We start from the raw sequence: 15346 nt of genomic DNA on the forward strand, positions 1-15346 counted from the left end.
AACTCATCGCCGTCCCCGCAACGACCAGGCGCGAATTCCGTCGGCCACCGCCAGCATCAGCATGATGACCACTCCCGACAACGCGACCACCGCCGCGACCACCGACGTGTCGCGATCGGCCACCGACCCGGCGAGCACCGCGCCGAGACCCGGGTAGTTGAAGATGGTCTCGACCACCAGCGCGCCGCCCAGCAGCATGCCGACGGTGGTGGCGAAGCTGGCGACGATGGTCGGCGCGGCGAACGGCAGCAGGTAGCGGGTCAGCACGTGCGGTGTCGAAAGTCCGTCCAGCACCGCGCTTTCGACGTGCGGAGCGCGGGCGGCGTCGGCCAGCGCGGCGCGCACCACCCGGGTGTTCCAGCCGATCTGCGGGATGGCCAGCGCGAGCACCGGCAGCACCAGCATGTCCGCGCTCACCGGGAAGCCGGAGCGGCCGGTGAGGGTGACCGCGGGCAGCCAGCCCGTCGCCAACGAGAACACCATGATCAGCAAGGTCGCCAGCACGAACTCGGGAACGGCCGCCGCGACCGTGCTGCCCGGCTGCAACACCCGCGCGGCGACGCCTCGGGAGCGCGTCGCCCACCAAGCGCCGATCAGCACCGAGGCCAGGACCGTCACCGTCAGCGCTATGCCGCCGAGCAGCAGGGTCGGCGGAAACTTGGCCGCGAGCAGTTCGTTGATCGACCTGCCGCGCGCGGTACGGCCGAAATCGCCGGTCGCGACACCGGATATCCAGTCCAGGAACCGCACGACGATCGGCCGGTCGAGTCCGAGTTCGCGCTCCTTCGCCGCGACCTGCTCCGGTGTCGCCTCCCTGCCGAGGACCGCGCGGGCGGTATTGCCCGGCAACAGATCCACGGCCACGAACACCGCGGCGAGCAGCGCGAGCAGCAGGGCGACGCGCCGGAGCAGAAGTCGGGCGAAGGTCGTCACGCCAGCCAGACCCGTTCGAGCTGCACCCGCCCGAAGCCACCGAGCGTCGGCAGGTCACGCACCGCGCTGGTGGCGATATCGATGCCGTCGGCCATGCCCCACACCAGGTAGCCGCCGCGCTCGTGCTGGATGGCTTGCACACGGCGACTGGCCTTTTCGACCTCGGCCGGGTCGGCGGCGGCCAGCGCCGCGGCCGTCGCGGCATCGAATTCGGTGTCCTTGAAGGCGGTTTCGTTGCGATTGGAGCCGCTGGACATGAGTTTGCTCGCGTAGAACATCGTCGAATCGTTGGTGCCCCAGGAGACGGTGTAGAGCGGGGCCTGCAACCAGGTGCGGTCGTAGAAGGCGTTGGACTCCTGCTCGACCACGTCCAACCGGAGACCGATCTCGGCGAGCTGGGTGGCGATCACCTTCGCCGACTCGACCTCGCCAGGCGCCTCCGGCTTGGTCACCAGCGGGTAACTGCGTCCGGTGTCGAAATTCGCCTCGCGCAGCAGGGTTTTCGCGCGCTCGATATCGCGCGTGCGCTGCGGGATGCTCGCGTCGTACGTCGGGTCCGCCGTACCCATTATGTCGTTGGCGATCGTGCCGTAGCCCGAATGCACCTGATCCACCAACGCCTTTCGGTCGACGCCGAGCCGCACCGCGGTGCGCACTCGCGGATCGGCGAACGGGCCGTCGGCGGTGCGCATCGCCACGCCGAGCATGGTGTCGTTCGCGCGCCGCACCACTCGAAGATCACCGCGACCCTCCGCGGTGCGGCCCGCGATCGCGCCGACGTTGGACGCCAGATCGATCTGCCCGCCGAGCACCGCATTACCCAGTGCCGTCACGCTTTCGAACATCGTCACCTCGATGGCGTCGAGCAACGGCAGTCGCGGTTCCGCGCCCGCGCCGTGCCAGTTCTCGTTGCGCACCAGCCGGGCGTTGCCGCCTTGGAAGGACTCGAGCCGGAACGGACCGGTGCCGTTCGCCTTGGTGAAGTCCGTAGTGTCCTTTCTCACAGTGAACGTCATCAGCCGAATCAGCAGTGGCAGTTGGGAATTCGGCTCCGGGACGGTGAGCACGACCCGGTTCGGGCCGTCGGCGGCGATGTCCTCGGCCGCGACGGGCATCTTCGACGCGCCGCCCACCGAGCGCAATCTGCGCAGCGACCACACCACGTCCTCGGCGGTAACCGGCGCTCCGTCGTGGAAGGTGGCGCCCTCCGCGACGGTGAACGCCCAGCGTCGCTGCGCAGCATCCGACTCCCACGAAGTAGCAAGGCGCGCAGCGGTATTCGGCTCGGCGGACGGCACGGTCAATGCGTCGTAGACAAGCGATGTGATCAGAAAATCGCTGGCGTTGCTGAGGTTCGCGTGCGGGTCGCGTTCGATGCGCGCCGCGGTGCCGAGCGCGCCGACACGCAGGGTTCCGCCGCGCCGCACGGGGCCGCTCGGATCGACACTGTCGGTACAGGCCGCGACAAAAAGTAGCGCTCCGACTCCGGCGCTCGAGCGCAGAAGTTGCCGTCGGTTGAAACCCATCCGTGCCGCCTTCCCTCATCGTTCACTGCGGGTCCGAGACCCGACACTACAAGGCTAGGACAGGCTAGCCTAAATACACTGCCTACCAGTGCGTATCCGCCGATCAGCGCACGGACGCGAGCGCTGGGCGGCAGTTGCCGACGAATGTCCGGCGCACGCCCCGAGCCAGACCTAGGCTTTTCGATACGTTTTCGCTATTTTCCCGACTCGCTTAGGTTAGCCTTGCTTAAGCGCACGAGAAGCGCTAGCTTCGCAGATCGAATCGTCCCCACCCGCTTTTCGACCCGATGCGAAGAAGGGAATCCCCGGTGAAAAGCGTTCTCTCCGAACGTAAGACGCTTCACCCGCAGGACATCGAACGACGCGAGCTGCCCCCGGACGCCGGGCGTGCGGTGCGTGAGCTCGCGCGTGAGATTTGTAGCACAATTCACCGCCGTCCCGGCGGCGCGGCCACGATGACGCGGACGTTGGTCGATCCGGCGCTCATCGCGCTGGTCGAAGCGGGCGCGCACGAACTGCCCGACTCGGTCCGGCTCGCCATGCGCCCGCCCGCGGGCCGCGCGGGCGCGACCATCGTGCGCGGGCTGCCGTTGACCGACGACGAGTTCGGTCCGACGCCGCCGAGCTGGCGCGAAGCCGCCCGGTGGAGCGGCGATCCGCAGCGCGGCAACTCCTTTCAGCTCGACGTCGCCATGCTGCTGCTCGCGCGCTGCGCGGGGGAACCGTTCGGCTGGTCCGGGCAACAAGACGGACGCTTGGTCAACAACATCGTGCCCACGCCGGGCCACGAAGACGAGCAGTCCGGCGCGAGCAGCAAGACGCTGCTCAGCCCGCACACCGAAGACGCCTTCCACCCCGACCGCGCGAACCTGCTTGTGCTCGCCTGCCTACGCAATCCGGACATGGTGGGCACCACCGTGTCCTCGGTGCGGCAGGTCGAACTGACCGAGGACGAGTACCGGCTGCTAGGCACCCCGACATTGCCGATCCTGCCCGACGTCTCCTACGGCAGCGGCCACGAACGGTTCACTCCGCCGCCTATCCCCACGGTGTGGTCCGAGTCCGAAACCGGTTCGGGAACAACGGATCCGACTCTGCGCTACGACCCGGCCTACACCCCGCTCGACGACGCGGACCCCGATTTTCGCGCCGCCTACGCCCGGCTCACCGCGGAACTCGAACGGGTGTGCCACACCGCCGCCCTGGCGCCCGGCGAATTGTTGCTGGTGGACAATGACGTAGCCGTGCACGGTCGGGTACCGTTCACCGCGCGTTACGACGGCACCGACCGCTGGCTCAAGCGGGTCAACATCCGCCTGCCCGAACGTCGGCGCCGAGCCGCCGAGGCCCATGAGAATGGTTACGGGCAACGAACAGTCGCCCCGTTCCGAATGGGAACTGGCCGAGCGGATGCAGAGCGGGACACAACACCAGATGATCGAGGAACCGTTGAACACTCGTGATCGGAGCACGCCGCTGCGCGTGCTGAGCCGAAGCGACCTCGCCGACGTCCCCATCACGCCGGGCGACGTGGTGCGTGCGGTCGAAGACGCGTATCTGGCTTTCGCGGCGGGAGATTCGGACAATCCGCGCAAATTGAGCGTCGCCAATCCGGACGGCTGGTCGGTGGCCTACGCCATGCTCGGCCGCGACGGCAGGCGGCGCGTGGTCGCCATGAAGACCTCGTACAAGTTCGATCCGGGCCACGACCGCAGCACCAAGCGGTACTACACGACCATCACGCTCTACGACGACAGCACCGGCGCGCCCATCGCCATGATGGATTGCGCGCGGGTCGGCGCGCTGCGCACACCGGCCGTCTCCGCGCTGCTGGTGCGCGAGACCATGCGCCGCGGTGCGGAGAGCGTGCTGCTGATCGGCACTGGAACCCAGGGCCGCAACGCGCTGCCGCATCTGCTCGCCGCGAATCCGCAGCTGCGCAAGCTGATGGTGTACGGAACGCACCCGGACGGTCTCGCCGCGGTGCATCAGCAGCTCGCCGAGCACAATCCGCAGGCGCTGCTGGAAACCGTCGCCGATCCGCGCGCCGCCGCGGCCCACGCCGACGTGGTGCTGGCGACCGCGGGCCCCGGCACCGAAGTGGCCTTGGAGGCCGAGGATCTCGCGCCCGGCTCGACCGCCGTGCTGGTCGGTTACGGCCTCGCGCCGTCGGCGCTGGTCGAGGCGGACCGGGTGGTGGCGACGAGCGCCGAACAGATGCAGCTCACCGGCACCGACATGGTCGGCCCGGACGGCACGCTGCGCGCGGTCGACGCCGAACTGCCGCAGATCCTCAATCGCAGGGCCGTGGCGCGTCGCTCGGACGAGGAGAAGATCTTCGTCTACAACAGCGGCCTCGTCCTCACCGACGTCGCCGTCGCGCACGCGCTCGCCGAACGCGCCATCGCCGAAGGCCGCGGCACGGAGGTGCCCCTGTGGGATTAGAGGCCGCCGTCGAGCCGGAGGTCGTCGACCCGGACGCCATGGTGCTGTTCGACATCGCCGCGCCCCGCAAGGCGAGAGGCGGTGCCCGCGGGAGCCGAACCCGCGAACATGCCACGCCCCGCCCGGCCGACGCCCTCGCGGACACCGTGGCGCCAACCGACTTCGGCACGCCGCCGATCCTGTCCGACCCGCAGACGTCCGACCAGATCACGCCGCCCGAGACCGGCACGGCCCTTCGCCGCAACGGCACAACGCCGCCCGACACGGAAACGTCACCGGTCGGCGCCGCCTCCTCGCCGCCCGACGCAGACATGCCGCCACCCGATGCCGAAGCGAGGGCGCTGGAGGCCACCGCGCCGCTTCACGCGGACACGCCGGTCCTCGCGGACGCCGAGTCGAGTCCGCTCGACACAGGAGCACACGGGCTCGGCGATGACGGATCACCATTCGATACCGAGGCAACACAACTCGACGCCGACACATCCGCCCTCGACCACGGCGTAAAGCACCCCGTCGACACCGATGCGCGGACACTGGCCCCTGAAGGGTCGCCCTTCGATACCGAGGCGGCGGCGCCCGAGGCAGACTCGTCGCCTGTCAATACCGCAGCGACGGCGCTGGAGGCCACCACCACATCGCCGCAGGCGGAAACGCCGTCCCCCGCGGACGCCGAGGCGAGTCCGCTCGACGAGGGTGCGTCAGCACTCGGTACCGAAGCGACAGCGCTCGAGGACGGCACGATGTCGCCGCAAGGAGACGTCCCATTCACCGCGGACGCCGAAGCGGAGTCGACCGGCGAAGCGCACACCTCGGACCCCGACGAGTTCGACGACTACCCCGAACCGGACTGGGACGACACCGATTCCGACGTCTTCCTCGAGCTGCTCGTCGAGGAGATCGCCGACGAACCGGCCGAGCGCGCACCGGGCGTCGTGGCTCCCGCGATGCCCGCGCACATCGACGACTGGGAGCGCCGGGTGCTCGCCGACCCGCACCTGCTCGCCGATATCGCGTTCGCGGTCGGCGGACCGTTCCATCTGATGTATCCCGCGCGGGTGGCGGAGAACATCCGCGGCTTCCGCGACGCGTTCGCGCGGGCGGGCGTCGACGGGCTCGTCTACTACGGCAAGAAGGCGAACAAGGCAGCGTGCGTGGCGCGGGCCTGCGCGGAGAACGGCGCTGGCGTCGACGTGTCCAGCGTCGGCGAGCTGACGGCGGCGCTCGCGGCGGGTGTGCGCGGTGGCGAACTGATGGTCACCGGCCCGGCGAAGTCCGACGACCTGCTGTGGCTCGCCGTGCGCCACGGTGCGCTGATCGCGGTGGACAGCCTCGGCGAGCTCGACCGCCTCGGCGCGATCGCCTCCGCCGCGAATCCGGCGAGGGTGCTGCTCCGGGTGCTGCCCGCGGGCTCGGCCAGCCGGTTCGGGATGACCGAGGACGAGCTGGACCGGGCGCAGTCGGTGATCGCAGCGGCCGGACCGCGCGGACTGGAGCCGATTCAGTTGGAAGGCTTCAGCTTTCACCTCTCCGGCTACGACGCGACCGCCCGAGCCGAGCAGGCCGCCGACCTGATCGACCGCTGCGCGGCGGCGCGCGAACTCGGCCATCCCGTCGGCACCATCTCGATCGGCGGCGGATTCGGCGTCGACTACGTGCCGGAGCGCGCGTGGCGCGAGTTCACCGACGGCGTCGACCGGTCGTGGTTCCACGCCGGGAAGTCGTTCGGTTCGTACTACCCGTACCACTTCCCCGCGCCGGGGCCCGCCATGCTCTCGGAGATCCTTGCCCACGGTGACCTGGCTCGCCGCCTGCGCGACAGAGATATTCGCCTGGCCGTCGAGCCCGGCCGGGCGCTGCTCGATCGCGCGGGCAGCACCGTCTTCCGTGTGCAGGGCAGCAAGATCCGGCACGCCGACGGGCAGCCGTACCAGCTGCTCACCGTCGACGGCACCAGCCTCAGCCTGTCCGAGCAGTGGTTCGACAGCGAGTACCTGCCCGATCCGGTGCTCTGGCCATCGAGCTCCGGCGAACCGACGCCGACCAGCGTCGGCGCGGCGAGCTGTCTGGAATCCGACATGCTCAGCTGGCGGCGCGTCCCGCTGCCGAGGCGAGCCGAGGAGGGCGATCTGCTCGTCTATCCGAACACCGCCGGCTATCAGATGGATTCGAACGAGTCCGCCTTCCACGAACTGCCGATCCCGCCGAAGGTCGTGCTCTCCGACGGCCGGGAAGATCGGCTGCGCTGGACGCTCGACGCCGGGTAATCAACATCGAGAACGACAACTCACCATCGCACCGCGCTCACCGCAACCTCGCAGCGCGGGCAGGCGATCCCTGAGCCGGGTCGCCCCTGGATAGGAGACTTTCATGCCTGTCGTCACGCGCGTGACGGACCTGATCGGTCGCACACCGCTCTTCGAGCTGGCCACCACCGCGACCGGCACCCGATTGCTGCTCAAACTCGAACAGTTCAATCCGACGGGCGCGGCCAAGATCAGGATGGCGCGCGAGATGGTGCTCGACGCCGAGCGGCGCGGTTTGCTGCCGAGTGGCGGGCATATCATCGAATCCACGTCCGGTAACACCGGGCTCGGCTTGGCGGTGGTTGCTGCCGAACGCGGGTACCGCTTCACCGCCGTGGTCGACCACCACGCATGTAAGGACAAGCTGCGCGCGATGCGAGCGATGGGTGCGGAATTGGTGTACGTCGCCGACGAGGGCGACGACAACCTGGCCACTTCGGCGCGGGAGGACCTCGCCGAGGCGATGGCCGCCGCGCAGGACGACGCCTACTTCACCGAACAGCACAACAACGACGCCAACGCGGTCGGCTACTACGCCGTCGCCGAGGAGTTGCTCGAGGACGTGGAGCGGGTCGACATCCTGCTCTCGGCGGTCGGCACCGGCGGTTCGCTGTTCGGCACCGCGACCCGGCTGCGCCAGCTGGGCTGTCCGCCGCACGTGATCGGGGTGGAACCGGTGGGTTCCATCGCCTTCGGCGGGCCTGGCGGACCGTATTGGCAATCCGGCACGGGCACGCCGCCCGGCGCCACCATCGGCACCGCGGTCGACTACTCGCTGCTCGACGAAGGCGTGAAGGTGTCCGATGTGGCGGCCTTCGCCACCGCCCGCGCCGTCGCCAAGAAGCTGGGCCTGATGCTGGGCGGTTCGGCGGGCGGCTCGGTGTACGCGGGGCTGACCAGGCTCGAGCAGTTCCCGGCGGGCTCGACGGTGGTCACCATCGTCTGCGACGGCGGCGAGAAGTACCTGGACACCGTCTTCGACGACGACTGGATGAACGAACGCGATCTGCTCGACGCCGACTCCGAGCGCGAGGTGCTCGGTCTGCTCGATCGCTACTCCCCCGCCCGCCGAAAGCAGTTGGTGGAGGCGCGGTGAACCTGGGTGAGTTCCGCGCAGACGGTCGTCGGCTCGCCGCCCTCGCGACGCCGATCGCACTGACCCAGCTGGCCCAGATCGCGGTCTCCACGACCAACATCGCGCTGATGGGCACCCTCGGCGTGCGCCAGGTGGCGGCGGGCGGCCTGGCGATCGTGCTGTTCAACCAGATCCGGACGATGTGCGTCGGATTGATCACCGGCACCGGCAACCAGATCGCGTCGGCGGTGAGCGCGGCGGACAAGCGCGGCGATTCCGCCGACCGCGAGGTGCGCGAGGTGGTCCGGTCGAGTTTCCTCATCGCGACGGTGGCCGGTCTGCTCGGCGGCGCGGTGCTCATCGGGCTCGGCTGGTCGTTGCAGTGGCTCGGCCAGGACGCCGGGGTGCTCGCCGACGCGCGGCCGCTCATGGTCGCGCTGGCTCCTGGGCTGCTGCCCTGCCTCTGGTTCCAGGTGCTTCGCCAGTACACGGTGGGCATGCAGCGTCCGCAGGCTCTGCTGCTGGTGACGCTGGGTTCGGTCGCGCTGAATCTGGGGCTGGCCCTCACCTTCATCCACGGCTGGGCCGGTTTGCCCGCGCTCGGCCTGACCGGCATCGGCGTGGCGACCTCGCTGGTCTTCCTGATCACCTTCGGCGTGTTCTGGGCGATGGTGCGCCACGATTCGCGACTCGGTCCCACCCTGTCGATCCGGCCGTGGCCGGTGCACCGTGCGACGGTGGTCTCGGAGCTGAAGCTCGGCACTCCGATCGCGCTCACCTACGGGTCCGAGGCGGGCATGTTCTCGGTGCTCGCGCTCGTGATGGGCAGCATCGGACCGGCCGCGCTGGCCGCGCACAACGTCGTCTACCAGATCATCTACATCGTGTTCCAGGTGGCGATCGGGCTCTCGCACGGCGCGTCCATCCTGGTCAGTCACGCGGAGGCGCGCGACGAATACCAGCACGCCAAGGCGCTGGCCTGGCTGGCGCTGCGCTACGCGGGCATCGTCGCCGCGATCACCGGCGCGGTGTACGTGCTCGCGCCGGGCGCGGTGCTGCGCCCGTTCCTGGAGCCAGGCGACACCGCGACGATCGAGATCGCTCGAACTCTGCTGCTGATCGGCATCGTGTTGCAGTTCTTCGACGCCGCGCAGAACATCGGCACCGGCTTGCTGCGCGGGCTGAAGGACACCAAAGCGGGTTTCCGACTATCGCTGATCGGCTATTGGATGGTCGGCCTGCCCACCGCCCTGCTGCTGGCTTTCCCGTTGCACCTCGGCGCCGCGGGCGTCTGGTGGGGGCTCACCGCGGGGTTGGCCGCCACCGCCGTCCTCATGGTGCGGCGCTACTTCGGTCTACTCGACGACATGGCGCACGCGTACCCGCAACGCCTGCCGGAGAAGCTGTCGAGCCCCAGCTGATCTCGCCGGGGCCGACCGCTCAGATGTTGACGCCGTAATCGCGGGCGATGCCCGCGAGACCGGACGCGTAGCCCTGGCCGATGGCGCGGAACTTCCACTCGCCGCTGTGCCGGTACAGCTCGCCGAACACCATGGCGGTCTCGGTGGACGCGTCCTCGGTGAGGTCGTAGCGGGCCAGTTCGGCGCCGGTGGTGGCGTCGACGACGCGGATGAAGGCGTTGCGGATCTGACCGAACGACTGCCCCCGCGCGTCGGCGTCGTGGATGGACACCGGGAAGAAGATGTTGGTGATCGCCGGCGGCGTCGCCGCGAGATCGACGTTGATCACCTCGTCGTCACCCTCGCCCTCACCGGTGAGGTTGTCGCCGGTGTGCTCGATGGTGCCCTCGGGCGAACGCAGGTTGTTGTAGAACACGAAGTGCTGATCGGAGAGCACCTTCAGGTTCGGGCCGGTGGCCAGTGCGCTCGCGTCGAGGTCGTAGTCCGCACCGGTCGTGGTGCGCACGTCCCAGCCGAGTCCCACCGCGACCTTGGTCAGGTTCGGCGCCTGCTTGGACAGCGAAACGTTTCCGCCCTTGGCGAGTGTGACGCTCATGATCCCTTCCCGTACGGCGCGCGGGCGCCGCCTTTCTCGTTGTACCGGTTCAGTTCTGGTCGTCGGACCAGCCGCGCAGCGTGGCGACGCGGCCCTGCAAAGCGTGCAATTCGCTCGCGTCGAGCACGGTGCGCTGGATGCTCTTGTCCACCGTGAACGCGGACTGGCGGTGATCGTCGATCACCGCGACATCGATCTGCACCGCGACGTAATCCTCGGCGTCGGGCATCTGTTCGGCGATCACCTTGGCCGTGCCACGCGCGCACAGCGCGACATTGCCGCCGCCGAGGATCAGCAACGCGACCTCGGGCCGTTCCCGCAGCCGGGCCAGCGAACCACGGTCGAACTTCAGGCTGATCAGAATCCGCCGGTCACCGGCGCGCACCGGCCAGGAGACCGGAATCGCATGCGGCGCCGGGTCGGTGGTGACCAACACGGCGATCGTTTCCTGCGGCCATTCCGGCAACACGTCCAGTTCGGGATGATCGGTCGAGTGGTCTTGTCGTTGCGCAGGGCTCGCTCCGGCTGCCATCTTCGTCACCTCATGGATCGTCGCGCGCGACGGGCTGTGTCGCACTGATAGCAGTCTAAGGTGCTGGGACACATGCGCGCTGGCGCTGTGCCGTTTGTCCGGCGGGACCTTGGGTTCTTTCACCGAAGCGGTTGCTGTTCGTCCGCTTGCGTTGTGTCACTTGCACGCTGGGGTAGGCAAACCTAATTCCGGCACACTCCGCGCAACGCCCCGGTGAATCGATGAAGCGGCGAGTTCGTTCAGGCCGAAGCGAATTCGAGAACGGGCAGCGTCCGCGCCCACTCACGCGCCATGTCGCGCACGCGCACCTCGGTGGACGCGTCGTGGCGCGCGTGCTCGCCGACCTGGGTCGCGCCGCGAGCGGTCAGCTTCTCGGCCGCGATCTCTCCGCCGCGGTTGAAGGTGTCGCCGTAGACGGAATCGCCGAGGCCGAACACCGCGAAGCGCAAACCGGTCAGATCGGGCGTGCGCGCGTCGAGGGCGTCGAAGAACGGCTCCGCGCCGGTCGGCAGATCACCGTCGCCGTAGGTCGAGCAGACGACGACGTGGAAGGCGGCGACGTCCAGATCGTCGACGTCGAAGTCGGTCATGTCGTAGACCGAGACGTCGTGCGCGCCCGCCAGCTCGTCCGCGACGCACCCGGCCGCGGTTTCGGAAGTGCCCATCTCCGACCCGAACAGAATGACTACGCGCACCGCGCCCGCTCCTTCCCGGCTCGCGCCGATAGCCGCTTTTGATTTGGCAAGGCTACCCTAATTCCTGTGCGGATGGACGCCGTCGCGGCCCGGTCCGGTATCCGTGCCCGTTTTCGATTGACGGACCGTCGCCACGGATGCATCATTCAGTAGCAACCCCCTGTTCAGCGGGGGTTCTCCGATAAGCCGGCCGATGACTGTCCGGCCTTGCGTGTTGCTCCCGGCCGCGCTAGGTCCCATCGCCCCGCGAGCCCGGTCAACACTCCCCATCCATACGAACGCTTCCCGCGTCCGGCCGTGAGTGAGGTGAGAACGATGGTGTACCGATCGTCAGGACTTCCGCGAATCACCGCGTTCCTGCACTACGGCAGGGCTCCGCATTTCTGACTCCGCACCGCATCGGGCACGTCCTGCGACGCGTCGGCGTCGCCGGGAACTCGCTCGGCTCCCGGTGCGGTGCGGGTGAAAGTACGGGCGCATCGTCGGAAACGGCCCAAAGGGAGGCGAATATGGACAGGGCAGTGAATCCAGGGGGTTGGGATCCCGGCACGGCTCGGGTGGGATACGACACCGTCGCGATCGCGGCGAGCAATCTGGCGGTCTCGGAGGCCGCGATCGCGGATCTCGGTTACCTGCGCGGCCAGCTCGCCGCGGCGGAGGTGCCGTTTCTGCTGATCAAGGACAGCGGGCACCGGCTGATCCTGGCCGCCGACGCGGCGCACCGCGGCATGGTGCATCGCGTGACGGACGCCGCGCGCGCTGCGGGCTTCGCGGTCGCGGAGGTCGGTCACCAGGTTTTCCGGCTCGGCCGCGACGCCGATCCGGCGCATCACGTCGAGCTGGAGCTGTGGGAGTACCACGGCGACACCGTCGAATGCCCGCGGCCCAACGCGTTGACCCGCAGCGTCTTCGACCTCGCCGACGTGGAGTTCACCCAGATCCGGCTGTTCGACCGGACGTGGCCGACCCTGGCCGACATGTTCGCGCCGCAGGCCACCGATGTCGCCTTCGACATCGACATCGTCTTCTCCTGGGTGGACGGCTCGGACCCGGAATTCCGCGCCAGGCGCGCGGGCCTGATGACACAGGTCGTCGTCGGTGAGGGCGACGACGCGGACGCCAGGATCCGCCAGATCGACGAACTGAAGTACGCCATGCGTTCGGTGCACAAGAACGCGCCGTGGATCCGCCGCATCTTCGTCGCCACCGATTCGGCGGTCCCCGACTGGCTGAGCGAGCACCCGAAGGTCACTATCGTGCCCGCGATCGAGCACTTCAGCGAGCCCGCGGCGCTGCCGACCTTCAACTCGCACGCGGTGGAATGCCAGTTGCAGCACATCGAGGGGCTCAGCGAGCACTTCCTGTACTCCAACGACGACATGTTCTTCGCCAGGCCGGTGCGGCCCGAGATGTTCTTCACGCCGGGCGGCATCAGCCGGTTCATCGAGGCGGACACCCGCATCGGGCCGGGCCGGAACAACGAGCGCCGCAGCGGATTCGAGAACGCGGCTCGGGTGAACCGCGCGTTGCTCGCCGATCGCTTGGGTCACGTCATCACCCGGCACCTCGAGCACACCCCCGCGCCGTTGCGGCGCAGCGTGCTGCTGGAGATGGAGGCGGAGTTCGGCGCCGACTTCGCGCGCACCATGGCCAGCCGATTCCGTTCGGCCACCGACATTTCCGTCACCAACTCGCTGTACCACTACTACGCGCTGCTGACCGGTCGCGCGGTACCGCAGGAGGCGGCGCGCATGCGCTACGTCGACACCACGAGCCGCGACGGGCTCGCGCTGCTCGACCACTTGGCCGCCGTGCGGGACGTCGACTTCTTCTGCCTCAACGACGGCAGCTTCCCCGAGGTGCCGGAATCCGAACGAGTCCAACGAGTTTCGGAATTCCTCGCGGACTGGTTCCCGGATCCGGCGCCATGGGAACGGCTCAGTGCACCGCCTCGTCGTCCGCTTCCGGAGTCGGCTCCCGGCGCCGCATGACGTGCGGGATGCGGCCCGCGGGTGGAATCGCGATGCCCGCCTCGGCGAGTTTCGCCGCCGCCTCCTCGGGGGTGGCGGGCTCGCCGACGGTCGCGCCCACGTCGATCGGGACCACCGAATGCACGACCGTGTCCGGATAGACGTGCACGAAGTTGAAGGCCTGGGCGCCGTCGCGGCCGCGCAGTCCGCCCGTCGCGGCGGCCAGATCCTGCGTGTAGCAGGTGGACGAGGCGACCGAGACCGGGATGCCCGCGAACGTCGCGTAGGTGGAGAAGTGCACGTGACCGGCGAGGATCGCGCGCACGTCGGTGCCGTCCAGCACGTCGGCGAGCCTGCGCTGGTCGCGCAGCTCCACCGTGACGGCCAGGTCGACCACGCACGGCACCGGCGGGTGGTGCATGGCCAGGATGGTGCCGAACGGCGCGGGCTCGGCGAGCACGTCGCTCAGCCAGGCCAGCTGCTCGTCGGAGATCTCGCCGTGGTGGTGTCCCGGCACCGAGGTGTCCAGCGCGATGATGCGCAATCCGTCGATCATGTGCACGCGATCGAACGGCTTCGTCGATGGCGCCTCGTCGAGCAACGTGTGCCGCAGCACCCCGCGATCGTCGTGGTTTCCCATCACCCAGACCACCGGCGCGCCGACGTGCCGCGCGAACGGCTCGACCAGCGCGCGTAGCTTCTCGTACGCGCCAGGCTCGCCGCGGTCGGCGAGATCGCCGGTGAACACCAGTGCCGTCGGGCGGATGCGGCTGGCCGCTGCCTGACCGAGCAGCCTGCGTAAACGCTGCTCGGCATCCACATCCCCGTACAGCTCGCCGTCACCGGCGATGAGGTGGGTGTCACTGAAATGGAACAACACGTGATCCGGTCGCGGATGCTCCGCGACTCTGCTGATGCGCACCGGACCGAACGTCCCTCCCGGCGGATGGCCCGCCATCGGCTTCGGGTTCCAGCCAGGATAGCGAACCCCTACCAACGGCTTTCCCGCCAAGTTGTGACGACAAGCTTGCGGGAAGGTGAGGTTTCGGTGTACAGGCCGCGCGTCGGATACGCTGCGGGCGACTCGAGACGGCCGGTGCGCGCCGGTGTTCGGAGGGGGTTCTGATGGGCATGCGGACGGTCGCGATCGGCGTTGCCTGCGTGGGGGTGCTGGTCGGTTGCGCGGCGTGCGCGAGTCCGCGCGAATACGGCGCCGACGACGCGATCTGGGCGTCGACCACGACCGCGAAGGCGGCGGGTGCGCAGTCCACGACGGGGGTGCCGGACGACCCGCTGCGGTGCCGAAGCGCCGAGCTCTCGCTGCGCTCGGTGGCGGGGCCGCAGGGCGGCGGCGGGACCGTCCGCGCCTACCTGGTGCTGACCAACGCGTCGGGACGCACCTGCACGGTGTTCGGCCATCCGGGCGTGGATTTTGTGAACAATGACACACTCTTCGGTGCGCGAACCGAGCCGGTGCCGCCGACCGCGGCGGCGCCCCGCGCGGTGCAGACGCTCGACCCCGGCGAATCGACCGCGGCGGAGTTCGTTTTCCGCGGCGAACCGGGTGGGACCTGCGCCGATATGCGTGCCATCCGAGTCGTCCCGCCGGACGAGACCGTGGCGTTGACCACTCCGCTCGTCGATCTGCACACCGGGCCCGCGGAGAGGTTTCGCGTCTGCGACAAAGTGATCACGGTGGGGGCGTTCACCACGGCGCGGGGGTTGCCGCGCAAGTAGGGGTTCGTCCGCCCGGATGTGCCCGGGCGCGGGAGCATCGCGGCCGCCGAGCTCGTTCGGACCAGCAGCCGCCGACCTTGTCCAGATCAGCAGCGCCGAGCCCATTCGGACCAG

Annotated in this window: 13 protein-coding genes; 7 read left to right on the top strand and 6 right to left on the bottom strand. The window is 69.1% G+C overall.

The annotated features are described in order from the left end of the window. Positions 1-3 precede the first annotated feature (3 nt). Both ABZV58_RS22005 and ABZV58_RS22010 read right to left on the bottom strand, forming a co-directional pair. Complete coding sequence (locus ABZV58_RS22005; protein WP_355002010.1) at positions 4-933, bottom strand: ABC transporter permease; 930 nt, start codon at positions 931-933, stop codon at positions 4-6. After that, positions 930-2360 carry an ABC transporter substrate-binding protein gene (locus ABZV58_RS22010; RefSeq protein ID WP_355002011.1) on the bottom strand — a complete coding sequence of 477 codons (1431 nt, stop codon included), beginning with the start codon at positions 2358-2360 and terminating at the stop codon, positions 930-932. The genes ABZV58_RS22005 and ABZV58_RS22010 overlap by 4 nt, the downstream gene beginning before the upstream one ends. Positions 2361-2767: 407 nt before the next feature. On the opposite strand from ABZV58_RS22010, the gene ABZV58_RS22015 reads away from it, so the two are divergent. From ABZV58_RS22015 to ABZV58_RS22035, 5 genes are all read left to right on the top strand, one after another. Beyond that, positions 2768-3922, top strand: a complete 1155-nt coding sequence (locus ABZV58_RS22015; RefSeq protein WP_355002012.1) for a TauD/TfdA family dioxygenase — start codon at positions 2768-2770, stop codon at positions 3920-3922. Further along, positions 3894-4904, top strand: a complete 1011-nt coding sequence (locus ABZV58_RS22020) for an ornithine cyclodeaminase family protein (protein ID WP_355002013.1) — start codon at positions 3894-3896, stop codon at positions 4902-4904. The genes ABZV58_RS22015 and ABZV58_RS22020 overlap by 29 nt, the downstream gene beginning before the upstream one ends. Continuing rightward, entirely contained in the window at positions 4895-7168 is a 2274-nt protein-coding gene (locus tag ABZV58_RS22025; RefSeq protein WP_355002014.1) for a Y4yA family PLP-dependent enzyme, read from the top strand. Before ABZV58_RS22020 ends, ABZV58_RS22025 begins: the two co-directional genes overlap by 10 nt. A 103-nt stretch (positions 7169-7271) precedes the next feature. Continuing rightward, a complete protein-coding gene (locus ABZV58_RS22030; RefSeq protein ID WP_355002015.1) occupies positions 7272-8303 on the top strand; it encodes a cysteine synthase family protein in 1032 nt (343 codons plus the stop codon). Beyond that, positions 8300-9703, top strand: a complete 1404-nt coding sequence (locus ABZV58_RS22035; RefSeq protein ID WP_355002016.1) for an MATE family efflux transporter — start codon at positions 8300-8302, stop codon at positions 9701-9703. The genes ABZV58_RS22030 and ABZV58_RS22035 overlap by 4 nt, the downstream gene beginning before the upstream one ends. A gap of 19 nt (positions 9704-9722) precedes the next feature. Here the strand turns inward: ABZV58_RS22035 and ABZV58_RS22040 are convergent, their stop codons facing one another. The 3 genes from ABZV58_RS22040 to ABZV58_RS22050 all read right to left on the bottom strand — a co-directional run bounded on the left by ABZV58_RS22040 (position 9723) and on the right by ABZV58_RS22050 (position 11525). After that, a complete protein-coding gene (locus ABZV58_RS22040) occupies positions 9723-10298 on the bottom strand; it encodes a TerD family protein (RefSeq protein ID WP_355002017.1) in 576 nt (191 codons plus the stop codon). Between the two features lie 49 nt (positions 10299-10347). Continuing rightward, positions 10348-10953: a pyridoxamine 5'-phosphate oxidase family protein gene (locus ABZV58_RS22045; RefSeq protein WP_355002018.1), complete on the bottom strand. Its 606-nt coding sequence runs from the start codon at positions 10951-10953 to the stop codon at positions 10348-10350. A 116-nt stretch (positions 10954-11069) separates the two neighbouring features. Beyond that, a complete protein-coding gene (locus ABZV58_RS22050) occupies positions 11070-11525 on the bottom strand; it encodes a flavodoxin domain-containing protein (RefSeq protein ID WP_355002019.1) in 456 nt (151 codons plus the stop codon). A 509-nt stretch (positions 11526-12034) separates the two neighbouring features. Between ABZV58_RS22050 and ABZV58_RS22055 the strand changes: the two genes are divergently transcribed. Further along, on the top strand, positions 12035-13516 hold the full coding sequence (locus tag ABZV58_RS22055; protein ID WP_355002020.1) for a stealth family protein: 1482 nt from the start codon (positions 12035-12037) through the stop codon (positions 13514-13516). Here the strand turns inward: ABZV58_RS22055 and ABZV58_RS22060 are convergent. Beyond that, positions 13464-14417, bottom strand: a complete 954-nt coding sequence (locus tag ABZV58_RS22060; protein ID WP_355002021.1) for a phosphodiesterase — start codon at positions 14415-14417, stop codon at positions 13464-13466. The genes ABZV58_RS22055 and ABZV58_RS22060 overlap by 53 nt on opposite strands. Positions 14418-14620: 203 nt before the next feature. On the opposite strand from ABZV58_RS22060, the gene ABZV58_RS22065 reads away from it, so the two are divergent. Further along, complete coding sequence (locus ABZV58_RS22065; RefSeq protein WP_355002022.1) at positions 14621-15232, top strand: DUF4232 domain-containing protein; 612 nt, start codon at positions 14621-14623, stop codon at positions 15230-15232. Positions 15233-15346 lie beyond the last annotated feature (114 nt).

Source organism: Nocardia sp. NPDC004654, assembly GCF_040609595.1.
GTDB lineage: Bacteria > Actinomycetota > Actinomycetes > Mycobacteriales > Mycobacteriaceae > Nocardia.

Excerpts from the sequence above, each read along its gene's own strand:
- ABZV58_RS22055 (WP_355002020.1), top strand. The coding sequence starts at position 12,035 with ATGGACAGGGCAGTGAATCCAGGGGGTTGGGATCCCGGCACGGCTCGG.
- ABZV58_RS22040 (WP_355002017.1), bottom strand. The coding sequence starts at position 10,298 with ATGAGCGTCACACTCGCCAAGGGCGGAAACGTTTCGCTGTCCAAGCAG.
- ABZV58_RS22030 (WP_355002015.1), top strand. The coding sequence starts at position 7,272 with ATGCCTGTCGTCACGCGCGTGACGGACCTGATCGGTCGCACACCGCTC.
- ABZV58_RS22065 (WP_355002022.1), top strand. The coding sequence starts at position 14,621 with ATGGGCATGCGGACGGTCGCGATCGGCGTTGCCTGCGTGGGGGTGCTG.
- ABZV58_RS22020 (WP_355002013.1), top strand. The coding sequence starts at position 3,894 with ATGATCGAGGAACCGTTGAACACTCGTGATCGGAGCACGCCGCTGCGC.